Origin of the sequence: Legionella steigerwaltii, from assembly GCF_001468065.1 — a bacterium.
Classification (GTDB): Bacteria; Pseudomonadota; Gammaproteobacteria; order Legionellales; family Legionellaceae; genus Legionella; species Legionella steigerwaltii.
Genome location: NZ_LNYZ01000038.1, coordinates 163,702 through 188,373 on the forward strand (window position 1 = coordinate 163,702; position 24,672 = coordinate 188,373).

The window sequence follows — 24,672 nt, forward strand, 5'->3', positions numbered from 1 at the left end:
TTTTAGTAGGGCATTCACTTTATGCAAAAAGATCTTCAATTGTTGACTGCATTTCTTCTTGGCTGGGCTTGGCGTATCGAAAAATTTCTTTAATAGAAACGTTCCCACTCAACTCTTGCGCAAAATGCACTCCATGCTTGTCGGTCACTTTCTTTAAAAAAGTATGTCGAAGTTTATGGGGTGTAAATTCAAATCGCTCATTTTCGGGTAAAAGTGCAAGCACTTGTTTTAAAACACGCTGACATATTCGAAAAATATTCCGTGTATTAATACGATTCCCTGCCCTATTTATAAATAAGGGTTCGTTAGGCTCTGAAACTCGGCTCTTTAAATAATTATCCAAATGTTCTCTGGCTTCTTGCGGTAACGCAATTTTAGTAGTCACCCGTTTACTTTTATGTCGAACAACAGAATGAAACCCTTTTGAATGATACTGGTGTATATTTAATGAGACCAATTCAGATTCCCGCAAGCCAGTTCCTAACAATACATAAAAGACTGCCGTCTCCAGTAATGCATTTTGATTTTTTCGAGTACACATTTTGGCACGCTGCTCACAGGCTGCTTTTAAACGCATAAGCTGTTTCGAACTTAAACCATTCCATTCTGGCGCATCGGTTTGTAAATCCTTAACCCCAGATAACGGATCACCAGCTATTAAGGGTCTTTGTTGGTAAAGCCATCGGCCTGCATGACGAATGGTTGCCATGGTTCGATTTATGGAAGTCGCCTTGTATCCTTTACCGGTTTTCTCAGAAATGGTATTACACAAGGAGCGTTGAAATTGTTTGCTGACTGCTGGTGTCCAATTGTCCACCTGGTCATGCCCTACTTCGACCTGGAAAAAATTTAAAAATTTAGATAAGTCTTTTTGTTTCGCCTGAACTGTTTTTTCAGGTGCGCCTTTGACATGAACCTGAAAATAAAATGACAACCAGGCCGACAAAGAATTGGTATCAAAATGAACATCCAAGGGATGAAAAACCTTATCTACCCCAAACTTTCGATTTTTGTCATTTTGGTCATCCAGGAAATTCAAGGCCTTCTCCATGAGTGTTTTTTCAATAATACCCTATTTGGGGTAGATAAGGTACGTTATCTACCCCAAATATTAACACATCCTACACCAACTTAAATCTCCCCTGTTTTTATAAATTTTTCTGGGATAAAAACTCAGCGCGCCTTATAATGGTGTATCAAGCTTTAACCCCGGATTTAATAATGAATATCAGCCAATTAGACGTAGAAGATAAAATAATCGAAATCAGAAACAAACATGTCATTATAGATAGTGATGTCGCTCAGTTATATGGTGTAGAAACTAAAAGAATTAACGAAGCTGTAAGCAGAAATCCAGAAAAATTTCCTGAAGGTTATTTGGTTGAACTTACCGAACAAGAAAAACAGGAGGTAGTCGCAAATTGCGACCACCTAACTTCTCTAAAATTTTCACCTAATTTGCCTAAGGCTTTCACAGAGAAAGGCCTTTATATGCTAGCGACTATATTAAAAAGCCCAAAAGCCACAGAAACTACCCTAGCTATCATCGATACCTTCACAAAGGTAAGAGAAATATCACGCACTATTAAAGCAATACCACAAACCCCACAAAACTCACCAAAGTATCAAGAGCTCATGCAAAAAACAGGTGATTTAATTTCAGATCTAGTAGTTCCTGATGACCTCGACACATCTGAAACTGAAGCTAGCATAGAAGTTAATCTTGCTATTGTAAAATTCAAATATTCAGTCAAGAAAAAAAACAAGTAATATTTTGTTGAAAATAAAGCATTTTAATGGGATTACAATATTTTAAATATTGATATGAGGTTTTAATGCTTAGATACCATTTAAATAATGGATTAAAGCTACATTCCAGACTATGGGGGACTATTTTTTATTAATCAAAGTTGCACTCTGAGCAGTAATCACCGGAATGTGGAAGAAAATTTATGTATGGAATATAATTGAACATCTTTTAAACCAAGGTGCTTTATGACAGAAGAGTTGTTTGTTTCTGCCTGGAAGAAAGGGATTAAAAAAGTAGGAGCTGAATTTTTTAATATAAAAGCCTCATCTCTTGATATGGCTCAGAAAAAATGGCAGTTAGAGCCAAACTACCAGTTTATCAAAAATGCAATTGGCAGCTACAGTCATGGCAAACAAGTTTTACTTGGTTTAATGTATTCGTTTTATGATCCTGACTGTGGTCAGGAACTTTTAGTCCAGGCTCAGTGCCCTAATTTCGTGCAGGCAATTTTCATTCTTGACGAAGAAGCACGGAACATTATCTCACAATTATGGTTACATCATACAGGTTGGTAATTTATCTTAAACTGATGTGTAATTTATCCTGAAACAACATATAATTTTATCAAAAGCCACTCACCATGGTTCATCATGCCAATAGCAGGAAGCATCATCCATGACAGGTTTTCAATATGTTGACGGGTAAATACAATTCTATTTATACCTCAAATCATCTCATTAATCACTTTTTCTGGGTTGAATACAACTTGTTCACTATGCTCCATGGCCTCTATTTAGGAGATTATCACCTGTATGAATAATTCAAATAAAGTAGTGGTATCCATGAAGAAATATGTTTGGATATTATATTTTCTTAAACGAGATCCTAGAGTTAATAGGAAAGCTAAATTAGTTGTACTAATGACTCTCGCTTATGCTTTGAGCCCAATTGATTTAATTCCTGATTTCATTCCTATTCTAGGATTACTAGATGATTTAATCATTATCCCCTTAGGAATTTACTTAGCGATTAAACTAATACCTCAAGAGGTTTGGAATGACTGCAATCGGCTTGCAGATATTTCTATTGATAAAGGTGAGTTATTACCAAAAAACTGGGTGGTTGCGTCAATTATTGTGCTCTTGTGGGTAATAGTTATTACCCTAGTTGCTAAATGGCTATGGCATTTTTTTCTTACTTAGTTGCCAATCCTTATTTGACCTAACTAGTTAATTCCAATTATAAGTTTAGGCGAGCAATCGACCTTTTACCTTCCCTTTATTTACCTCACTCATTCTGTATATAAAATTCACGCTCTTGTCTATTTTCACCTTGACTAAGAATGATGAGATTGTGAGTCCAGGGCAATTGTCTCGCCACTGGTGAGACAATTTTGTCATCCTAATAGATTTCGTACAATTGCCTCATGCTAAACAATTTGGTCTTGTAAATCCTCGAAGTCCCGAATGAGTTTTTTCTATATAATCAGCAAGTTGTGGTACACTCCAGGCCGTGAAATAGTAAAATAAATAATAATTAACACAAGATAAATATGGATTCATCTTCTTTACATGTATTGCCCACCATTAATATCTAGATTAGCGCCAGTAATAAAGCCTCTTTCGGGAGCTGCAAGGAATGTGACTGCATCAGCTACCTCTTCAGGTTTACCTAATCGACCAACGGGTATGTAAGTAACAATTGCATTGAGAATCTCTTCTTTGATAGAAGCTAACATGGGCGTTTCAATATATCCTGGAGAAATGGTATTGACTGTAATTCCTTTATTAGCTACTTCCAACGCTAAACTTTTGGTAAAACCAAAAAGAGCTGCTTTGGTTGCAGCATAATTGCATTGCCCAAATTGGCCTTTGCGACCATTAATCGATGAAATACTAATAATTCGACCATAGCCTTGAGCAAGCATAGCGGGTAACACATTACGCGTCATATTAAATACACTGGTCAAATTGGCATCAATAACCTGTTGCCATTGTTGGGAGGTCATTTTCTTTAAAGTCGTATCGCATGTGATCCCCGCATTATTGACCAAAACATCGATACGTCCATAGCGCTCCATCAATAAATCAGTGAGTTTTTCACAATCAGCAAATTGAGTCGTATCACCATAGAGAATATCCACATCATAGCCGGCCTCTCTCTGACTTTCTTGCCATCGTTTTGCTTCGTCATGTTTGCCATTTTTAAAATAACATGCAATGACTTGGTAATCAGCTGCAAGACGTTGGCATATTGCAGAACCTATCCCACCGGTACCTCCTGTTACCACTGCTGTCATTCGTTCCATAAACGACTCCTTCATTTAAATATTTCTTCAATAGATAAAAAAATAATAAATTATCATGCAATCTCAACTTCTTCTGCCTGCAAGCCTTTTTGGCCTTTACCCACTTTAAATAGAACACTAGAATTTTCATGAAGATTTTTAAAACCGCTACCCTGAATGGCACTGAAGTGCACAAAATAATCCTTGCCACTACTCTCAATAAAGCCAAATCCTTTATCTTTATTAAACCATTTTACCTTTCCACGTATTTTATCTGTCATAGCGATCGTCCTAATGATAATAAAATAGAGCTTACACCAAATGAAGAAAAATTACTCTAAATGGACTGCTGAATTTTATAGAAACGCTCCGTTGTTTTCTATTATGGGGTATTTTAAGAATACCCCAGAAACTGCCTCCTATCTGAATATAAATTATCAACAGCATCTCGAATATTTTGAATGCAAGGACAAATCCTGCGCTGATTGACTCCAATAAGACAAAGTTATAAAAATACTTCAACGGTTTATCTAGCTGAGTGAACTATGACAACTACTATAAGAACAATGCTGTCTTCTGATTGGAACGAGGTTAAAAATATCTATTTAGAAGGTATAGCCACTCAAAATGCAACTTTTCAAACAGCTGCTCCAAAGTGGCATGAATGGGATAAAACCCATTTAACCATATGTAGATTTGTAGCAACATCCACACAAATGATGGGTAGGGCAATGTTAAGCCCTATATCAAATCGTTGTGTATATTCTGGGGTAGCTGAAGTTAGTGTCTATGTATCTAAATATAATCAAAATCAGGGGATTGGCAGTTTACTTCTTTCGAAAGTTATTTCCGAATCAGAGAAAAATAAAATATGGACATTGGAGGCTGGGATCTTTCCTGAAAATTCAGCAAGTCTCATACTTCATAAAAAACTTGGTTTTCGTGAAATTGGTTTTAGAGAAAAGTTAGGTCAGTTAAATGGTGTTTGGAGAGACGTTATATTATTAGAACGTAGAAGCAAATTATTTTAATGTACTCTATGTAGATCATTTTTGGATTGCCGCACCTAATACATTTGACTAAATTTAATTATTCGACTATTCTGGAATTATGGACACAAAAGAATCTATAAAAATATTTGATACTCTTTCGCAAGAAACCCGTTTGCAAGTTTTTCGATTACTTGTTCAGGCGGGACCTGAAGGGTTATCAGCAAGTGCAATTGGCGATGAATTAGGTATCTTACACAATACCTTGTCATTTCATCTAAGCCACTTGTCTCATGCTGGAATTGTAACCTCTTGCCGTAAAGGACGTTATGTTTTTTATTCAGCAAATTTTGAATTAATGCGGGATTTTATCGCCTTTCTTGTTCAGGATTGTTGCAGCAAACAACAAGTCAGAATTCAACAACCCGATACAAAAAATTGTCTCGTTATTGAGTTAAATAGTTGTTGTCCTTCTACTAAGGAGTAAATCATGAAGCGTTTTCATATTCATATTGGTGTGAGCAACCTTGATGAGAGCATCCGTTTCTATAATGCTTTGTTTGGAGCTGAGCCTGTCAAAGTGAAATCTGATTATGCCAAATGGATGCTGGAAGATCCGCGCATCAATTTTGCAATTTCAACGCGTGCTGACAAACATGGGGTAGAGCACTTAGGTATTCAAGTAGATAATGCCGTTGAGTTAGCGGAATTAAGAAAACAATTTTCAGAAGCCAATATTTCTATGCATAGTGAGGGTGAAACAACCTGTTGTTATGCCAAATCAGAGAAGTCATGGGTCAATGACCCAAATGGAATCGTCTGGGAAGCCTATCATACCATGCAAGATGTACAATTTTTTTCGGGTGGAGATTCAACTGAAAGCTCTTGTTGTATACCAGAAAAAAACACAACAACTTCTTGCTGTGATACCAAGTCAAAAGCAACTGGATGCTGTGGCTGATGAATACTAAGCCAATTAGATTATTATTTCTTTGTACAGGTAATTCTTGTCGGTCTATTATGGCCGAAGCTATAACCAATCATTACTCCAATGGCCGCCATCTAGCCTTTAGCGCGGGTAGTTTCCCGACTGGAAACATACATCCCAAAGCAATTGAAACGCTTACCAATCATGGCATAAAGCCAAATGCGCCTCGTAGTAAATCCTGGAATGAGTTTAAATCAGAGTCTATTGATTTAGTGATTACCGTCTGTGATCAGGCCGCTCGCGAAAGTTGTCCCATTTTCCCTGGTCACCCGAAAAAACTCCATTGGAGTATTCCTGATCCTGCTAAAGCAGAAGGCTCTGAAATGGAAATTAATGCCGCATTTGAGGAGGTATTTAATCAACTGAAACAACGGATAGAAAAGGAGTTGCTATCATGAACACTTGTAGCACCCATCGCCTTTCTTTTTTAGATAGGTATTTAACCTTCTGGATTTTCCTGACCATGGCCGCAGGTGTTGGTATCGGTTCACTCTTTACGGAAACACCACAATTTATCAACTCATTATCTATTGGCTCCACCAATATTCCTATCGCATTTGGATTGATTTTAATGATGTACCCTCCTCTGGCCCGAGTGAAATATGAAGAATTACCGCTGGTATTTAGAGATTGGCGCATTTTATTATTGTCCTTAATTCAAAATTGGCTTATTGGTCCATTCCTCATGTTTGGGCTTGCTGTTTTATTTTTGCATAGCTACCCTGAATATATGACTGGACTCATTCTCATTGGGTTAGCGCGGTGTATTGCCATGGTCATTGTCTGGAATCAGCTGGCTGAGGGTGATAATCAATATGTTGCAGCCTTAGTCGCGTTTAATAGCATTTTTCAATTGTTGTTTTTTAGTATCTATGCCTGGTTTTTCCTCACGGTCTTGCCTCCTCTGATAGGCATGACTGGCCAAATAATTCACATCGATTTTATGACCATTGCTGAAAGTGTCTTTATCTATCTTGGAGTTCCCTTTTTTGCTGGATTTCTAACTCGCTTTGTATTGATAAAGAAAAAAGGGCTGTCTTGGTATGAAACCCATTTTTTACCAAAAATTTCTCCTATTACCCTAGTTGCTCTGCTTTTTACGATATTGTCAATGTTTGCTTTGAAAGGGGCTATGGTTTTACAACTTCCCTTGGATGTGATTCGTATTGCAACTCCATTAACACTTTATTTTATTGTGATGTTCTTTATCAGTTTTGCGATGGGCAAACTCGTTGGTGCTAACTATGAAAAAACAACAGCAGCGTCTTTTACAGCAGCCAGTAATAATTTTGAACTGGCTATTGCTGTAGCAATTGCTACCTTCGGACTAAATTCTAGCATTGCTTTTACAACAGTCATTGGCCCACTGGTTGAAGTACCTGTTCTTATTTTGTTAGTGGATGTTGCCTTTTGGCTACAACGTTCATGGTTTTCAGAAAGAAACCTGGAACCAGAAAAATAGATATAATCTAATATTGAAATTACTCAATATTAGACCAGATCATTTTTGGAGGTTCTTAACCAGAACCAGATGTGGGATTTATTTCATTAGCTTTTATAGCCACAATAGGGTTATTCACTTATGCATTTGCATTGCAAGAGACGAAGGAGATGAGTACTGATGATTGATCATTGCCAGTTTGGGCTTGATATGCAGGAAAACCCAATTATCTATAAAACAACTGAGGGCACTCTTTATATTGTACCGTGTCACTACTATTATTAGACAGTTAATTTTTAAGGTCAGTACATGAAAACAAAAGGTGTCTTTCGATTCTTTGCAGCAATGTTATACCTTTTTTGGGGAATAGCACCCTTTGCTTTTGCACAAAACCGACCACTGACTCTAACCGAAGCAGAACATCTAGCAATTAACCAATCTCCAGAGCTACAACGTTTAAACGCAAACAGCCAAGCCCTAAGACAGCAATCAATCGCAGACGGACAACTACCCGATCCCCAATTAGCCGCAGGGACTATTAATGTTCCAACCGATACCTTTAGTTTTACTCAAGACGAAATGACGATGGTACAAGTTGGACTCCAGCAACAATTTGCACGCGGTAGATCGCTCAAAATGAAATCCCAACAAACGCGCGCATTAGCCAAAACCGAACTGATTAAGATAACAGAACAAAAACTGACGTTAATTCGTACTGTGCGTGAAGTTTGGTTGGAGTTGTATTACTGGTCCCAAGCGCTACACACCCTAAAGACCAATGAATCACTTTATAAAGAGTTACTGCAAGTAACAGAGTCTCAATACAGCACAGGAAAAATCAACCAAACCGATGTAGTGCAAGTTCAGTTAGAACTATCAAAACTGAAGAATCAAATAATTCAAAACAAGCAGCAAATTGCAATTTTGAAAGCACAACTGGGTCGTTGGATTGGCATGAATAACGTCAATCGTCCTTTAGCACTGTCCATGCCCCGTTGGCCTGCCCTGCCTTCCATGGCAAAATTACAAGACAGCCTTATGAAACATCCTCTATTACAAGCAGATGCAGCAAATATCAAAGCCTCCTCTTTCGAAGTCGCTTATGCTAAAGAGCAGTATAAACCGGGATGGCAATTGGGTGTAGGTTATGGACTAAGACAAGGTAGAATGCCTGATGGAACACCACGCTCTGATATGCTGACGGCTCAAGTGACTATGGATTTGCCTTTTTTCACGGCAAACCGCCAAGACCGACAACTCAATGCAAGCCTCAATAAATTAAATGCAACTCAAATGGACAGACACATTCATTATCGTGATTTGCTGCAATCTCTTAATGTACAATATACCACCTGGAAACATCTTTTAGAGCGAGAACATTTATACAACCAGCAATTAATTCCAGATTCCAAGCAAAATGCTAAGGCGGCATTACTCGCTTATCAAAATGCTACGACCGAATTAACCACCGTATTACGCGCCTACAGCAGTGAATTGACCATTCAATTAGAGCACATTCAACTGCAAGTAGAGCGCTTAAAAGCTCATGCAACCTTGCTCTATCTCGAAGGAACCCCAACATGAACAAAAAATTAGTCACTTTTGCACTCGTTGTTCTGATTTTAGGCATTGTTCTTGGGCGATGGTCAACAGATGCCACTAATAAAAAAGCATCCATGGCCAAAGAAGAAAAAAAACCGCTTTATTGGATTGATTCCATGGAGCCCACCATTCACTACCCAGGACCTGGAAAATCACGCATGGGAATGGAATTAACTCCGGTCTATGCTGATGAACATCCAAATGATGGGACAGTGCAAATCTCTCCTGTCGTGAGCAATAATCTAGGCATTCGTCTTGCACCTGTGATGCAAAGTGATTTGGCAAAGCAAATTGATACGGTGGGTTATGTGGAGCCTAATGAAAACAAAATTGGTCATATTCATACCTATGCTGATGGTTGGGTAAAAAATCTCGTGGTTAAAACAGTAGGTGAGACGGTAAAAAAAGGCCAACTTCTATTACAGTATTACTCGCCGCAATTAGTAACTGCTCAAGAAGAATACTTAATTGCTTTAGAGAACAAAAAGCCGGTCTTAATCAATGCTTCTTATAAAAAATTACAGTCGTTACATATTTCCGAACAACAAATTCAAGAAATCAAAACAACTCATAAAGCCAATCAATTAGTCGCTATCTATGCACCTCAAGATGGCATTGTCGCCCAACTTAATATTCGTGAAGGCATGCGAGTCACTCCAGATTTAGAGATGATGAGCCTTGTAGATCTTGCTAGTGTGTGGATGATTGCTCAAATTTTTGAAGAACAAGCCAGTTGGGTGCATGTTGGGGATTGTGCCATCGCAAAAATATCTGCTTTTCCTAATAAACAATGGAAAGGTGCTGTAGAGTACATTTATCCGCAATTAGACACCACGACCCGCACTGTTAAAGTCAGATTTCGCTTTGAAAATTCGGATAATCAGTTAAAGCCTAATATGTATGTGAGTATTACCATTCTTACCCAACCTAAAGCCAATGTGCTTCATATTCCCATCGAAGCATTAATAAGAAGCAGCCAAGGTGATCGCGTAATCGTGGCGCAAGCCCAAGGACGATTTGAAGTTCGTCCTGTAACCGTGGGTATGGAGTCAGAAAGCCAAGTTGAAATTATCTCCGGATTGAAACGAGGCGAACAGGTGGTTGTTTCTGGACAATTTCTTCTTGATTCCGAGTCCAATTTAAAAGCAGGACTTGAACGGTTACAAACACCGAACCAAGACAAAAAGAATCAAAAATCCAGTGCTACCTCTAATACATCCGTTGAAGGAGTCGGGATTATAAAAAAGATAAATTTTGCCAATCATTCGCTCACCATTCAACACGAGGCAATTCCCTCTTTAAATTGGCCTGCCATGGAAATGAATTTTTCAGTAGCACAAGACATTGTATTTGATGAGCTTAAAATCGGTGACTCGATTCAATTTGATTTAGAAAAAAAGAACACTGATTTTATGATTACTAAGATAAAAAAATTACCCAAGGACGATAACTCTAAATGATAGCTGCCATTATTCGCTGGTCGATTAAAAATCGCTTTTTAATTGTATTAATGACCGGCATGCTCATACTGGGGGGAATCTATACAGTAAAACATACTGTAGTCGATGCCATTCCTGATTTGTCTGATGTGCAAGTCATCATCAAAACAGAGTTCCCAGGTCAAGCGCCACAAATCGTTGAAGACCAAGTAACCTACCCTCTAACCACTGCGATGTTGGCAGTACCGGGTGCGGTGACGGTACGTGGTGAATCGGGTTTTGGAGTATCTTATGTGTATGTTATTTTCCAAGATGGGGTTGACTTATATTGGGCCCGTTCACGGGTTTTGGAATATTTAAGCCAAATTACCAATCGCCTACCCCTAGGTGCCCAGCCCACTTTAGGTCCTGATGCAACTGGTGTGGGTTGGGTCTATGAATATGCATTAGTGGATCGCACAGGAACACACGACCTCGCCCAATTAACCAGTCTGCAAAATTGGTTTTTGAAATATGAATTACAAAAAGTGCCTGGTGTAGCTGAGGTAGCGACCGCAGGAGGCATGGTCAAACAATATCAAATAACCTTAGATCCTGACCGTTTACGCGCTTACGGATTAACCCTTCAACAAGTAAAACAAGCCGTGGTACGCAGCAATCGCGAAGCAGGCGGCTCTGCCATTGAAATGGGTGAAGCCGAATACATGATACGCGCCAAGGGCTATCTAAAATCCATAAAAGATATGGAGCAAATTCCCGTAGGACTTGGTAAAAATGGCATTCCTATTTTGTTACAAGAAGTCGCTCAAGTGCAATTAGGCCCACAAATGCGCCGCGGAATTACCGAGCTCAACGGTCAAGGTGAAGCTGTAGGTGGCATTATCGTGATGCGCTTTGGGCAAAACGCCATGCAAACCATCGCGAATGTGAAAGAAAAACTAAAACAATTGCAAGCAAGTCTACCCAAAGGGGTAGAAATTAGTACGACTTATGATCGCTCAAGCTTAATTCAGCGTGCCATTAATACCCTGCAAGATAAATTGATTGAAGAGTTTATTGTGGTGTCGCTTATTTGTATCGTCTTTTTATTTCATTTTCGCTCCTCCTTAATCATTGTCATAAGCTTACCTATTGGAATTTTATTGGCGTTGATGGTCATGCACCTTCAAGGTATTAATGCCAACATCATGTCCTTAGGAGGAATTGCCATTGCCATTGGCGCCATGGTTGATGCCGCCATCGTGATGATTGAAAACGCACATAAACACCTCGAGCATGAACCCCTTACAGAAAAGAATCGTTGGCACATCATGCAACAAGCCTCACTTGAGGTAGGGCCTCCTTTATTTTTTTCCTTACTCATTATTACCATTAGCTTTCTACCGGTCTTCAGTTTACAAGCACAGGAAGGACGATTGTTTGCCCCTCTTGCCTATACCAAAACCTATGCGATGGCCGCAGCCGCTCTTCTTTCGATTACTTTAGTTCCCGTACTCATGGGCTATTTTATCCGGGGTAAAATCAAACAAGAACATGAAAATCCTATTAACCGAATGTTACTTGCATTGTATCAACCGGTGTTATATGCCAGTTTAAAAGCCCCAAAAATGATTTTAGCCCTAGCCGCTCTAATTGTCTTTCTTGGTTTTTTACCCCTTCATTATTTGGGTAATGAGTTCATGCCGGAACTTGATGAAGGAGATTTACTTTACATGCCCACAACATTTCCTGGAATCTCCATCGGAAAAGCACAACAACTACTCCAACAAACCGATAAACTTATTGCGACTGTCCCAGAAGTCAAAACGGTGTTTGGTAAAATAGGCAGAGCAGAAACTGCCACCGACCCAGCACCTTTATCTATGGTTGAAACAACCATTCAATTTAAACCCCATAACGAATGGCGCCCAGGAATGACCATGGATAAATTGCGCGAAGAGTTGTCTTTACGGCTTAAATTGCCGGGACTTTCCAACGCCTGGGTCATGCCCATCAAAACCCGTATTGATATGTTGGCCACAGGGATAAAAACTCCAGTGGGTATTAAAATTGCGGGGCCTGACTTAAATACCATTCAATCCATTGGGGAACAACTGGAAATCATTTTGAAAAAAATTCCCGGCACCACGTCTGTTTTTGCAGAGCGCGTTGCAAGCAGCCATTACATCACCATTGATATAGACCGTCTTAAAGCGGCTCGTTATGGATTAAATGTTGAGGACATTCAAGAAATTATTGAAACAACCGTCGGTGGCATGAATGTAACCCAAACCATTGAGGGACGCGAACGTTATCCTGTAAATCTTCGTTATCCTCGCGACCTTCGCGATTCCTTAGAAAAGCTTCGTTTATTGCCTATTGTCACGCCAATGGGTGCCACGATTCCGTTAAGTGAAATTGCCTCTTTATCAATTACCGAAGGCCCCGACATGATTCGCAGTGAAAATGCCAGGCTTAATGGGTGGGTTTACATTGATATTGCCGGACGCGATCTAGGTTCTTATGTTAAAGAAGCTCAGGATGCTGTTCAGAGTCAAGTGAAATTACCCGCGGGTTACTCATTAACTTGGTCTGGTCAATACGAATATTTGGAACGCGCCAAACAACGCCTTTCTTTGGTAGCCCCATTAACCTTAGCAATTATTGCCTTTTTGCTGTATCTTAATTTTGGTCGATTAGCTGAGGTTCTGATTATTTTAGGGACATTACCCTTAGCGTTAGTCGGGGGCATTTGGCTCTTGTATTTATTAGGCTATCATCTCTCTGTCGCGGTCGGCATTGGTTTTATTGCCCTAGCTGGAGTCGCTGCAGAAACTGGGGTCATTATGCTTGTATTTCTTAACCAGGCCTTGGAAAAAGCAAGGGAAGAGGCGTTACAGCAGCAGCGTGCCCTGACTCGAGCGGATGTTTTTGATGCGGTAGTGGCCGGTGCTCTTTTACGGCTTCGCCCTAAAATCATGACGGTAACTGCCATTATCGGCGGTCTATTACCTATTATGCTCTTAGGAGGCACAGGCTCTGAGGTCATGCGACGCATTGCGGCCCCAATGGTTGGGGGTATGCTCAGTGCGACAGTACTTACCTTGATTGTCATTCCAGTAATCTATCTTCTTTGGCAACAAAGAAAATATAATGTGTAACCAAAAGTTATTTATATGTTTTTTGAATATAAGGGCCGGCGATCTCAGGGAGCGTTAAGACAAACAATCGTCGATTTCTGTCATAAGATTTATAAGGGATTGCCATGAATAAATCGATTTTTTTAATGATTATTTTCTTTATCATGAGTACCACTATTGGCTGTGTACCAAGATCCTTAAAACCCGGTGCTCAAAATATCACGATTCTCTATGATCACACTATTTCGGATTTAAAATCCTGCACATTTTTGGGCAAAATCTCTGGCAAGGATGTGCATGGTACGAAGATTCAATTTACCTGGGGATTAGAAAAAAACCTAGAAAAGGATGACATTAATTTTCTTAAAAATGAAGGAAAAAAATTAAATGCAAATGTTGTTGTGTTTGAAAAACATCAAAACTTGGTTAAGCGATATCAATTATGGAGTCCGAGCCGACATACAGACATCAGCAATCATACCATTGAAGGAAGCGCCTATCGATGTCCTTCGCAAATAATGTCCTCAATAAAACAGTTTGATATCCTAAAGGATTCTGTTTATGAAAAACCTATCGTAATCAAAGGTAATTGATAATACATGCATGACAGAAAATATCCTTTCAGGAATAGAAGCCAATTTTGAGTCAGAAAATATTAAATAGTATTATTTACAATCCCTTTTTGCTCTTTCCTATTTATTATTACATTTGGAAGCAACCTGGCAGAGTTCATAATGAAAATTAGTTCTGAAGAAACATGAATAAAAGCAGCCAATGGCGGATTAAGAAAGCCAAAAGCCGCTAATAAAATACCCACCGTATCTACCAAAAGTGTGCCTGCAAAATTCGCCATAATAATTTTGTAACATCTTCTTGCAATTCCAACTGTTTCAACAAATTTTGTTTCAACAAATTTGAATAAATCATTGCCTAATAATACAATGTCAGCGCTCTCTCGCGCCACATCCGTCCCAGTACCCATAGCAATACCCACATTTGCTTCAATTAATGCAGGCGCATCATTGATACCGTCACCAACCATCGCTATTTTTGCCTTTGCTAACATAAACTCTCGAATACGGATTGCTTTTTGCTCTGGAAGCAGTTCGGCTTCTACCTTGGCTACTCCAAGCTGCTTACCAATTTCCTGCGCAATCGTTAAGGTATCCCCGGTTAAAAGAATTGTGTTTAAACCCATTCTTTTTATTTCACTTATTGCTTCTCTGGCCTCTTTACGTATGATATCTGCAATTCGTATTACACCGAGTAATTGATTATTACGCGCGACAAACACCTCAGATAAATAGTTCGGGCCTGGCTTAACGTCACTGATATTGATCTGTTCCTCTTGAAACAGAGCCAAATTACCAACAATAATTTTTTCTTGATTTGCCCAACAAATAATCCCTTTTCCAGGTTTATAATCGAAGTGTTCCGGTTCAATAATATCCAGATCTTGCTCGCTTGCTTTTTGCAAAATAGCTCTGGCGATTGAGTGTTCTGATAATCGTTCAGCAATAGCCGCAGCCTCAAGTACAGCCTGCTCAGTAATGCCGGGCATAGGACAAACAGCAACAACAGAGGGTGCGCCATAAGTAAGGGTTCCTGTTTTATCAAAAACTACCGTATCCACTTTACTTAGCACTTCGATATATAAGCCACCTTTTATAATAACCCCCTTGCCCGCAGCTCTACCAATTGCTCCTAAAATAGCTAATGGAGTTCCCGCGGCTACGCCACATGCACCTGCTACAATAATCACAGATATAGTTGAGCGGATATCATGAGTAAGAAAATAGGTGAGAAGTGCGGCACCAATAGCAAAATAAACAAGATAGCCTGCAAGACGATCAGCTGTTTTCTGAATGGGAGCACGAGATTTTTCCGCCGCTTCAACTGCCTGAATAATTTTTCCAAAAGCCGTATCTTTACCAACTCGTTTTGTTTCCACATCAATGGCACCAGATTGATTGATAGATCCTGCGTAGACCTCAGATCCAGCAATTTTTTCTACTGGCATTGACTCACCTGTTATTGCAGATTGATCAACAAAAGTTAGTCCTCTAATAACAGTTCCATCTATTGGTATACGGGAACCCGGTTTAACAATAATAGTATCACCCGCTTTTATTTCCTCGATATTTTTTTTGCTCTCACCATTTTGGTGCCGAATGAATGCTTCTTTAGGCATGAAATCAAGAAGACTTTTTATAGCACGTCTGCCGCGCTCGATAGTAAGACCCTCTAGTACTTCAGCAATTAATACAAAAAGTATAATCACTAATGCTGTAAATACTTCCCCAATAGCTAAAGCGGCTAGCAATGCAATTGTCATGGATAATTCCATAGTCATTTTGCGTTCGCTTAAAGATGAAAATGCTTCCTTAAAAATAGGATACCCACCTATGAGTGCGGCAATAAAACCAATATATTTAAATGGTACAAATTGAGTCCCTAAAGGTGTCCAGCTCAATAGAAGAGAAATAAATACGAATCCTATGCGCAATCCCTCTACCAAAGTAAAAATATGGCTGTGATCATTATGTTCTTGATTCATTGACAGTTCCTCAATTTATTTAAACTTACTTTAAATAGGTCTTAACAACATCCAATAATTGCTGAGCTGCTTGTGCTTGGCTTGATGATGGACTTTTATCAGGATCAACCAGATGATTACGTATGTGACCTTCGATAACTTCGGCCATCAAACCATTCATTGCACCACGACATGCAGCGATTAACTGCAAAACACCGCCACAATCATTTTCTTCAGAATGCTCTAGCTTTTCTTTCAATGCATTCAGTTGGCCTTGAATACGGTTAATGCGATGAAGTAGCTTCTTTTTATCCCTTAATAAATGTGCCATAAATTAAATCTCTAAAAATGTATACTATACGTAGGTATAGTATACATCAAAATTCTCAAAAAGATCTTAATAATTGCACCAGGGCTAAATAAGCCAATGGATGTGATGAAATGAAAAGGGAATCAAAACCTGAAGCCCTACCCAACTCGATCTGTTTTATTGATACTTGAATAACAAGTGGACGGAGGTCTGATTGCTCTACTTAACCAGAACCCCCTGGTGCATGATCTATTACAATACAGCTTTATTATCAGCACTTCTAAAGCAGGCTCAACAAGGTGGTGAAGGGTCCTTATACAACGAAATGGAATTACCCCCTTATAAGGCAGTGGGTACTGCTTTAAGATTCAATAATATAGAAGTTGTTGCGGCACTTGTTTACTGTAGGCCAAACGTTAATAATACAGGTTCTAAAATTCCGCCAAATCCAATCATCTTTTACCAATCCTGAATGATGCCAACCGTGGTCTTTAATTAAGCAGGTTACAATCAATCCTATACCACTACCAACATATAATAATCCAACAAGTTCTTTGGCAAAAGGTATGCAACCACCAAAAACACAGCGGCACCCAGAGCCGCAAACGTTGGAGATATGATTCGTAAGTACATCAGCTAACCCTCGACCCTCTAACTCTAAATGACACCACTTTAATCTTTTGCTCAACACCTGGAATAGTACAAGACAAGGCTCATAATCAGAGTTGATTTAAAATAAAAAGCTCAAATTTCAATATTAATTGTCCACTTCTCTTACAATAACAGGGTAAGGCCAAATGTTACCGTATCTTGACTGGCTGCTTCCCCATTAATTATTTGTATGTTTTTAAAAGCGCCATAATCTTGCTCATGTTCGTATTCAACATTAATATTTAATCCAGGAGCCAGCCGATAATAAGGCCTGACAATATAGCGCATTTGATTGAGTCCATTACCGATATTGGCTTGAATGACTGTTTTCGAAGCCAGAATACTGCGTACCCCTGCCCTAATAAAAAAGTTATTGGTGATCTGGGTATCTCGCGATAACTCCAAATCCAGTTTAGCACTTCCATTGTAGTAATAGCCTCGAAGATTGGTATCGATAAAATAAGGCATTAACCCTTCAATACCAATACCTGGCTGCCAATAGGGTGTATTTGCTGGTTTATTGGTATAATTAGCACCTGCTTTAATCGCCCAAAACTGGCTGATTAAATGCCAATAAAAAATATCAATGTCAGCACTTTCAACCTTTCCCTTCAACAATTCCGCATCATTGACGAATAATTCAAGCTTATGATAATCAGGACCATATAAACCCTTGTAATTTAGGCGTTGTGCATTATGAAACGGATCAGCACCAGCATCGATAAATGAGGCGCGCCATAAACCTGCAGGATGGACCATCGGATACTTCACCAAGGAAGAATCGATAGGCATGGTTTCATCCACTCGTACAATGGGACGATTGTAATAAGGCGTTTGTTTTATAATATTTTGCGGCTTTCTTTTACCCTGTGTAATTTCTATTAATGTAGAATATTGAAACACACGCGACATCCCAGTCATCATATGATAAAGAAAATGACAGTGAAAAAACCATTGGCCACTGGCATCGGTGTCAACATCCGCGGTTATCGTAGCACCTGGTGGCACATCAATCGTATGCAATAAAGGATCGTAGGCATCATTCCCCTTGCGCAAAATAAACCAATGACCATGAATGTGCATGGGATGATGCATCATGGATGTGTTGGTAAATACAAACCGATAGCGTTTCCCAGGATCTAAACGTATGGGTTTCGCTTTATAAGCAGGAACTCCATTGATAAACCAAATAAATCGATCCATATACCCAAACAACTCCATATTGATTACATGCGCTACTGGAGTATTCGGATCATTTGTTTTCACTGCGGCAATCATGGGCTGATATTTTGTGCCCATTGAAGTTTTGTAAGAGGAGTTGGGTGGCTCCATCTTGTCTCCAATAATAGTTGGCTCCGTGGGCATCTTCATGCTGGAATCCATCTTCATGTTGGAATCCATCTTCATGTTGGAGTCCATCTTCATGTTGGAGTCCATTTTCATGTTGGAGTCCATTTTCATGTTGGAGTCCATTTTCATGTTGGAGTCCATTTTCATGTTGGAGTCCATTTTCATGTTGGGCATAGACGATGAATTATTTGCTCCCTTAACGTGTGATTTTTTCTTGTCCATTTCATGAGACATTGAACTCATGTTCATTTTAAGAGCATGTCTTCTCTCTTTTGTCTTAGTGGCTGATTTTGCTGTCTGAGGTAAAGTACCTTGATTCATATTCCCCATCATCATGGCCATCATATCTCGAGTAACTGGCAATGGCTCAGGAAATGGAGGTACTTTTGAATAATCTACAGAATGTTGCGAAGAGGTCACTAAGGCACCGTATGCAGCCCCTACTGTATCTAAGGATTCTGCATAAATGATGTAGGGTGTGTTTTTTTGAATTTTAACAAGCACATCATAGGTTTCACCTGATGCAATGGCAAAATCTTTAATCATATAGGGTCTCACATCATTCCCTTCGGCGTGCACCATCTGCATTTCAGACTCAGGAATTTTTACACGAAAAATGGTGCTTCCTCCAGCACCTATAAAGCGTAACCGTACCACATCCCCTTGCTTCACCAAAGCAGTCCAAGGTTTGAATTTGGGTTGACCATTGAGTAAAAATGCATCATAAGCAACATCACTAAAATCATAAATACTCATGCGCATTTGTTGCATCATTTTGTAGTCATTAAACAATCGCTTACGTTCCTCTGCGGAGCCTTTTTTATAATCATGCATAAATTTTAATAAAGAGGGCTGCAGCGGAAATCGCGGAGAATAATAATCCCCTTCTTTCTTTAGATTTTTTAAAATCTGCTCTGGTTTGGTATTACTCCAATCGGATAACACCACAACAAAATCTTTCGTGTATTTATATTTGGGTGCCTTAATCGGGTCGATGACGAAGGCACCATATAAGCCCTGTTGTTCTTGTAATTCAGAGTGTGCATGGTACCAATACGTTCCTGATTGCTTGAGTACAAACTGATAATGAAATACACCTCCTGATGGAATCGCTTTTTGACTCACATGCTCCACACCATCCATTTGCCAAGGAACTAAAACACCATGCCAATGAATTGTTGTGGGTTTATCCAAATGATTGTATACATTAATAGTGACCTTATCGCCTTCCTTAAAGTGTAGTGTTGGTGCTGGAATCTGATTATTTACCGCAATCGCAACTCGAGATTTTCCAGCAAAATGAACGGTCTTGTAGCCCACAACTAAATCAACAACACGCTGGGCAGAAAACACATTGGTCATCACCAAAAGACTGGTGAGAAATACACTTATTTTTTTCAGCACAATCCATTCTCCCTTCTTATTCTTCAATGATTGCGTTTTAAGATGTTTATTAAGAAAAAATCGACGCACTTTTCATGGGCTTTATTCATGATGATGTTCGGTTTCACCTTCGGTACTTGGTAGCGACAAGACACCCAATCCATGGCGATACACAAGCTCCCCACCACGCCAGGCTGTAGAGAGCAACAAACCCTGAACAAGAAACATTGCGACAAGGAACGTAAGAGTCATTGCTTTTTGCTTGTAATAGCGCCATAAAGACCAAATTGCAACAAGCCACATGGCAAAAGCAGTAGACAATGCCCAATTGCGATGGTTCATCATGGCCATGTGTGCTGGCTCATCATGCTTCACTGTATAATAAGCATAAAAACCGGCAATAACCGTCAAAATCGTCACTAAAGCCGCACACCATAAACACCAACGGCCAACAACTTCAAATTCTAACGTCATTTTATCCGAGACAAGAGGCGTGGATTTAGATAAATACGTAAGTAGGTAAAAACCAAATGATGTAGTAAATAATGCGACGGTAAAATGCACCAAAATCGGATGCCAATTGGGGAGTATTTCAAACATTATAAAATCCTTTTTATCATGGTCTAACTTATCATACTGAGAACAATTTCATTTTGCATTCATTATGGATAACCTAAGTGGTACCTTTGAGAATAAAAATTAGCATTTTAACTCCTACATAATTCATGCAGCACCGATAGGATTTCTTTGTCATTTACTTACACCGATAAGCCTTACCCTCTAAAGTATGTTTATCGACTAAATGTGTTTTAGGATTACCACTAAAAGTTGATTTATCTTTTGTAATAACTAACGTATCGCCTCCTAACTCGGCGGTATTATTTTTCAAAGTATTTAATTCGTCCTGATAAAGATGCTCATGGGATTGATAAGATTGACTAACGCCATTCACATCATAGGCAACCACTTTGCCCAAATCGGAGCAATGCTTCATATTGTTGCTCGGTGGAGCAACCCTGATATGCTGTGCTTCAGGCAATAAAGGTACATTTTTACTGCAACCAACGAATCCAAGAACTAGAAAAGGTACGACATAGCGGCTTATGGTGTTCATTTACTCTTTTCCCCTCTACATTTAAAATTGTTCTAATTGACTCTGGCCATTAGGGCACAATTTTCTTGGAAAAAATAGCTTTTTCCAAGAAAACCACTGCCTTTAACAGTAATAGTAAAACCAATCTTACTGAATGCATAATAGACTTAACCATACTGATTTAATTATTATTGGCAGCTTGAACGGGATCGGTGGAAAAAACCTACTTGCGTGTATTGACACATCAGATAATTTTTTACTCCATTTATTCTGTTGCTGCGGGATTCTTAGTCGTCCATTATAATTTTTTATTGAAAATTGATAAATGAGCTGTGCCTAAAAAATACAACCCGTTCTTAAATAATAAGGTCACCTAAAAACATGCGCTGCCTTCAAACTTTATATAAATTGATGTCTTCCTTTAAATGTTTGGCAATATCATCCAAATTATGAATAAATGCCATCATCTCTTTAATGCCGCTTGAAAAGGTTGAAGTGGTACGATTAATTTCATTCATACTTTCAACAATTTGTTCAATACCTACAGCTTCCTGCCGTATAGCCACCTCGATGTGTTGACTGGAAATAGATGCTTCATGAATCATTTGGCTGAGCGCTTGAATGACTTGGCCTGCTTTTTCGATAAGTTGTGTTCCTGAATCAAGAGTTTTTGTTCCTTCTTCCGTAACGGTAACGGCTTTTTCTGTAGTTCGTCGGATGTCCTCAAGAATTTTTTGTACTTGTACTGTCGATTGTTCTGATTGTTCGGCAAGATGTCTTACTTCATTAGCTACTGCAGCAAAACCTTTTCCTGCCTCACCTGCTTTTGATGCTTCAATTGAAGCATTCAATGCCAGCATTTTTGATTGTTGGGCCAAAGTATTGACCACCGATGTGATGTCGCCAATTTGTTGGGTGTGATTACTTAGATCAAGAATGGTTTGCGCAATAAGCTTCATTTTTTCTTCTGAATCTTTGAATCCTTGAATACTTTTCTGGACCGACTCTCTACCTCGTTTTCCTTGTTCATAGGTATTTTTAGCCACTTCTTTCAGCGCTTGTGCTTTGGTCATCGTTTCTTTTGAGCTTTTATCAATTTCTTCCAGCGAAGCACTGATTTCATTAATTGCAGTTGCTTGGGAGGTAATACTTTCTGCTTGTTGATTAGCAGACGTAATGACCGTCCCAACCATAGTTACGATATTATTACTTACTTTGGTGATTTTTTGGGTAATAGATGCCAAACCATTGGTCATCGAATTTAAATCGTTACCCAGCTCGTGTAAAATACCTTCTTTATCAACTTCAAGACGCTCTCGAAGATCTCCTGCAGCAACTTTACTGCTGTATTCTCTAAATTTTTTCGATGCATTAACGAGTTTTTCAAATAATTCTCGAGATTCTTCTTCTTTAGTACGAAGAATTTCTTCATTTTTTCTAATGGCTTCTTGCATGGCTTTGAGCGATAGAAGCAATTTACCTAATTTGCCTGCCGATTGAATTTGGATCACGACATCACGCTCTCCTGCAGCAATTCGTTCGGCTATATCAATCGCTTTATCTACTGGAATTGCTATAGCTCGTTGGGTTGTGTAAGGCACAACAAGGGTTAAAACAATGGCTAAAATGAGTAGCCAAAAGGCTGATTTTTTTAAGGAAATTAGGCTGTTATCTATTGTATTTACATTCTTTTCTATTTCACGTGCTAAGTCGCTGAATAATCCACCAGTTCTTTTGCCGGTCTCTTCATAATAAGGACCATCAATGATATTGATCATTGATTTTTCAAAAGCTCTTGTCTTATTTCTGCTGTTTTCTACATTATCTGGATTATTCGGGTCTCGAGAAGCATTGAGTACTGACGCTTGAGCTTGATAAAAAGGCAAATATAATTCTTGTAGCTTGCTCCACTCATGCCGTAGTTTTGGATCATCTAATTTGCGTATGACTCGATCCCACTGATCTCTAACATGAGTGATTTCATTCCAGATATGAGCAAAATAAACTTTATCCTTTGGATCTCCAGTCATTGCCCAATGTTCAAGAATGTCCTGAGCTTGATAAATTTGACTATCAAGGATTGGTGGTAAATTTTCACTATGAATTTTATGTGTGAGATCAATCACATCATTTACTTTAGGTAATAACAGCATAATTAATATCAATAAAGGCAAACTAAGAGCCATAAATCCAATCAGCAATCGGGCCCCTATACTGATTACAAAACCTTGTTTCTTGGTCGCAGTTTCCATGAACGACTCCTATTCCATCTTAATTCTTAAAGATTAGCAGTAATGATGGTTTAATCCGAAGCTCATCAAAGAGCAGTTCTTATTAGAAACCTAATGGCTTGAAAAACTACAAAGACCCTCTTTATCCAGAGTTTTCTTATGTTCCGTTTGTAAGGTCGTATGCCCAATATCAAATTGAGAGAATAAAATGCTCTGAACGCTCACTCTTATAGCTCCCTCTTCTACAAAGGGAGTAATGACAAGATGCGCTGTGAGGCTAATTTTGTCACTGGTAATCGCCCAAATATGCAGGTCATGTACATCCAAAACACCCTCAACAGCCATCATGTGGTTTTTAATTATCTCCAGATCCACTCCAGCTGGCACACCTTCAAGAAGAATATTCACTGTTTCTTTTAATAAAACCCAGGTGCGTGGCAATACCCACAAACCGATTAATACTGCCACAGCAGAATCGACCCAACTCCACTCTAAAAAGCGAATTATAAGTGCGGCAACAATAACCCCTAAAGAGCCCAACATATCACTCCACACCTCAAGATAAGCGCTTTTAAGGTTTAAGCTTTTATCTTTTTCTTGGGAAAGAAGGTACATAGACGCTATATTAACAACCAAACCAAGACTGGCAATGAGGAGCATTCCTAAGGAATAAATTTCAGGAGGTTGTTTGAGTCGCTGATAGGCCTCAAACAAAATATAAAGGGCCACTAAAAAAAGAAGGACCGCATTAAATGCAGCCGCTAAAATTTCAAATCGATTATAACCAAACGTGCGACGCGCATCGGCAGGACGTTTACTAATACGAATCGCAATTAGAGCAATAATAAGAGCGGTAACGTCCGTTAGCATATGTGCGGCATCAGAAATTAATGCAAGGCTTCCTGTGATAATGCCACCAGCGACCTCGGCAATTAAAAAGCTTCCCGTGAGCAAAAGAGCGAACCACAGTAACTGCTCTTTTGAGTATTTTTTTAAATCATGAGGTACATCCTTACTCATTATTGCTCCTCATCAGCACCAGCTAATTTAATTTAAATGAAACACCATGTAAGAAAATCGCGGCAAGGATAAGAAAAGTAATAAAAGCGGTGTAAAAATGGATGGTTTTCTTAGTTTTTCTGAACCACCAGATAAGACCAATCAATACAATAATTGCAATACCTAAAGAACTTAAAAACCATCCATTAGTAAACATTTATGTTTTCCTATTTAGTCGTTCTTAGGTTGGTGGTCATGACCACCATCGCCACCAAATCCTCCCTCATAGCTAACCTCAGGATGAGCTGGAGCAGGTGTTGTTTTAGGAGTGCAGGCAGTCAAGCCCAAACCCAATAAACCGATTAATACAATTATTTTAAATCCATTAGTATTCATTATTTCTCCTTAACAGCCAATCAAAATAACTTGAAACTACTTACATCGTAACATACTGAATAACAGAAGATAAATGCATCTTATCTTCTCCATTTTATGTTTGCACGC

General features: G+C 39.0%; 25 protein-coding genes. 13 read left to right on the plus strand and 12 right to left on the minus strand.

Translation table 11 applies throughout. The annotated features are described in order from the left end of the window. Positions 1 to 19 precede the first annotated feature (19 nt). Positions 20 to 1,051, minus strand: a complete 1,032-nt coding sequence (locus Lstg_RS15750) for a tyrosine-type recombinase/integrase (protein ID WP_238585459.1) — start codon at positions 1,049 to 1,051, stop codon at positions 20 to 22. Positions 1,052 to 1,221: 170 nt separating this feature from the next. Between Lstg_RS15750 and Lstg_RS15755 the strand changes: the two genes are divergently transcribed. The 3 genes from Lstg_RS15755 to Lstg_RS15765 all read left to right on the plus strand — a co-directional run bounded on the left by Lstg_RS15755 (position 1,222) and on the right by Lstg_RS15765 (position 2,952). Further along, a complete protein-coding gene (locus Lstg_RS15755) occupies positions 1,222 to 1,770 on the plus strand; it encodes an ORF6N domain-containing protein (protein WP_058478573.1) in 549 nt (182 codons plus the stop codon). Between the two features lie 225 nt (positions 1,771 to 1,995). After that, on the plus strand, positions 1,996 to 2,325 hold the full coding sequence (locus tag Lstg_RS15760) for a hypothetical protein (protein WP_058478574.1): 330 nt from the start codon (positions 1,996 to 1,998) through the stop codon (positions 2,323 to 2,325). Positions 2,326 to 2,562: 237 nt separating this feature from the next. Further along, entirely contained in the window at positions 2,563 to 2,952 is a 390-nt protein-coding gene (locus Lstg_RS15765) for a YkvA family protein (protein WP_058478575.1), read from the plus strand. A 365-nt stretch (positions 2,953 to 3,317) separates the two neighbouring features. On the opposite strand, the gene phbB is transcribed toward Lstg_RS15765, so the two are convergent. Together phbB and Lstg_RS15775 are read right to left on the minus strand one after the other, a co-directional pair. Continuing rightward, positions 3,318 to 4,058: an acetoacetyl-CoA reductase gene (gene phbB, locus Lstg_RS15770; RefSeq protein ID WP_058478576.1), complete on the minus strand. Its 741-nt coding sequence runs from the start codon at positions 4,056 to 4,058 to the stop codon at positions 3,318 to 3,320. Positions 4,059 to 4,111: 53 nt separating this feature from the next. After that, positions 4,112 to 4,318 carry a cold-shock protein gene (locus Lstg_RS15775; RefSeq protein ID WP_058478577.1) on the minus strand — a complete coding sequence of 69 codons (207 nt, stop codon included), beginning with the start codon at positions 4,316 to 4,318 and terminating at the stop codon, positions 4,112 to 4,114. A gap of 264 nt (positions 4,319 to 4,582) precedes the next feature. On the opposite strand from Lstg_RS15775, the gene Lstg_RS15780 reads away from it, so the two are divergent. The 9 genes from Lstg_RS15780 (at position 4,583) to Lstg_RS15820 (ending at position 14,208) form a co-directional block, all read left to right on the plus strand. Further along, entirely contained in the window at positions 4,583 to 5,068 is a 486-nt protein-coding gene (locus Lstg_RS15780; protein WP_058478578.1) for a GNAT family N-acetyltransferase, read from the plus strand. Positions 5,069 to 5,147: 79 nt separating this feature from the next. Then, on the plus strand, positions 5,148 to 5,513 hold the full coding sequence (locus tag Lstg_RS15785; protein WP_058478579.1) for an ArsR/SmtB family transcription factor: 366 nt from the start codon (positions 5,148 to 5,150) through the stop codon (positions 5,511 to 5,513). A gap of 3 nt (positions 5,514 to 5,516) precedes the next feature. Next, positions 5,517 to 5,987, plus strand: coding sequence for an ArsI/CadI family heavy metal resistance metalloenzyme (locus tag Lstg_RS15790; RefSeq protein WP_058478580.1), 471 nt, complete (start codon positions 5,517 to 5,519; stop codon positions 5,985 to 5,987). Then, the gene (locus Lstg_RS15795; RefSeq protein WP_058478581.1) at positions 5,987 to 6,412 is read left to right on the plus strand and encodes an arsenate reductase ArsC; all 426 of its coding nucleotides are present in this window, start codon (positions 5,987 to 5,989) and stop codon (positions 6,410 to 6,412) included. Before Lstg_RS15790 ends, Lstg_RS15795 begins: the two co-directional genes overlap by 1 nt. Further along, positions 6,409 to 7,476: an ACR3 family arsenite efflux transporter gene (gene arsB / locus Lstg_RS15800; protein ID WP_058478582.1), complete on the plus strand. Its 1,068-nt coding sequence runs from the start codon at positions 6,409 to 6,411 to the stop codon at positions 7,474 to 7,476. The genes Lstg_RS15795 and arsB overlap by 4 nt, the downstream gene beginning before the upstream one ends. A gap of 288 nt (positions 7,477 to 7,764) precedes the next feature. After that, a complete protein-coding gene (locus tag Lstg_RS15805) occupies positions 7,765 to 9,039 on the plus strand; it encodes a TolC family protein (RefSeq protein WP_058478583.1) in 1,275 nt (424 codons plus the stop codon). Further along, the gene (locus Lstg_RS15810; protein WP_078061483.1) at positions 9,036 to 10,517 is read left to right on the plus strand and encodes an efflux RND transporter periplasmic adaptor subunit; all 1,482 of its coding nucleotides are present in this window, start codon (positions 9,036 to 9,038) and stop codon (positions 10,515 to 10,517) included. The genes Lstg_RS15805 and Lstg_RS15810 overlap by 4 nt, the downstream gene beginning before the upstream one ends. Continuing rightward, entirely contained in the window at positions 10,514 to 13,636 is a 3,123-nt protein-coding gene (locus Lstg_RS15815) for an efflux RND transporter permease subunit (protein WP_058478584.1), read from the plus strand. The genes Lstg_RS15810 and Lstg_RS15815 overlap by 4 nt, the downstream gene beginning before the upstream one ends. A gap of 104 nt (positions 13,637 to 13,740) precedes the next feature. Continuing rightward, entirely contained in the window at positions 13,741 to 14,208 is a 468-nt protein-coding gene (locus tag Lstg_RS15820; RefSeq protein WP_058478585.1) for a DUF4156 domain-containing protein, read from the plus strand. A 62-nt stretch (positions 14,209 to 14,270) separates the two neighbouring features. Here the strand turns inward: Lstg_RS15820 and Lstg_RS15825 are convergent, their stop codons facing one another. Further along, positions 14,271 to 16,172, minus strand: a complete 1,902-nt coding sequence (locus tag Lstg_RS15825; protein WP_058478586.1) for a heavy metal translocating P-type ATPase — start codon at positions 16,170 to 16,172, stop codon at positions 14,271 to 14,273. Between the two features lie 25 nt (positions 16,173 to 16,197). Then, positions 16,198 to 16,482 carry a metal/formaldehyde-sensitive transcriptional repressor gene (locus Lstg_RS15830; RefSeq protein ID WP_058478587.1) on the minus strand — a complete coding sequence of 95 codons (285 nt, stop codon included), beginning with the start codon at positions 16,480 to 16,482 and terminating at the stop codon, positions 16,198 to 16,200. A gap of 193 nt (positions 16,483 to 16,675) precedes the next feature. Between Lstg_RS15830 and Lstg_RS15835 the strand changes: the two genes are divergently transcribed. After that, positions 16,676 to 16,933, plus strand: coding sequence for a hypothetical protein (locus Lstg_RS15835; protein WP_115324599.1), 258 nt, complete (start codon positions 16,676 to 16,678; stop codon positions 16,931 to 16,933). 302 nt (positions 16,934 to 17,235) lie between these two features. Here the strand turns inward: Lstg_RS15835 and Lstg_RS15840 are convergent, their stop codons facing one another. The 7 genes from Lstg_RS15840 to Lstg_RS17930 form a co-directional block, all read right to left on the minus strand. After that, complete coding sequence (locus Lstg_RS15840; RefSeq protein ID WP_238585465.1) at positions 17,236 to 19,854, minus strand: multicopper oxidase domain-containing protein; 2,619 nt, start codon at positions 19,852 to 19,854, stop codon at positions 17,236 to 17,238. 93 nt (positions 19,855 to 19,947) lie between these two features. Next, the gene (locus Lstg_RS15845) at positions 19,948 to 20,445 is read right to left on the minus strand and encodes a DUF2231 domain-containing protein (RefSeq protein ID WP_058478589.1); all 498 of its coding nucleotides are present in this window, start codon (positions 20,443 to 20,445) and stop codon (positions 19,948 to 19,950) included. A 154-nt stretch (positions 20,446 to 20,599) separates the two neighbouring features. Beyond that, complete coding sequence (locus Lstg_RS15850) at positions 20,600 to 20,959, minus strand: DUF4156 domain-containing protein (RefSeq protein ID WP_058478590.1); 360 nt, start codon at positions 20,957 to 20,959, stop codon at positions 20,600 to 20,602. 371 nt (positions 20,960 to 21,330) lie between these two features. Next, positions 21,331 to 23,190 (minus strand): methyl-accepting chemotaxis protein, encoded by a 1,860-nt coding sequence (locus Lstg_RS15855; protein WP_058478591.1) that lies wholly within the window; start codon positions 23,188 to 23,190, stop codon positions 21,331 to 21,333. Positions 23,191 to 23,280: 90 nt separating this feature from the next. Continuing rightward, the gene (locus Lstg_RS15860; protein ID WP_058478592.1) at positions 23,281 to 24,189 is read right to left on the minus strand and encodes a cation diffusion facilitator family transporter; all 909 of its coding nucleotides are present in this window, start codon (positions 24,187 to 24,189) and stop codon (positions 23,281 to 23,283) included. 22 nt (positions 24,190 to 24,211) lie between these two features. Continuing rightward, complete coding sequence (locus Lstg_RS17925; RefSeq protein ID WP_165481736.1) at positions 24,212 to 24,385, minus strand: hypothetical protein; 174 nt, start codon at positions 24,383 to 24,385, stop codon at positions 24,212 to 24,214. A gap of 14 nt (positions 24,386 to 24,399) precedes the next feature. Then, complete coding sequence (locus Lstg_RS17930; protein WP_165481737.1) at positions 24,400 to 24,564, minus strand: hypothetical protein; 165 nt, start codon at positions 24,562 to 24,564, stop codon at positions 24,400 to 24,402. Positions 24,565 to 24,672: the final 108 nt, after the last annotated feature.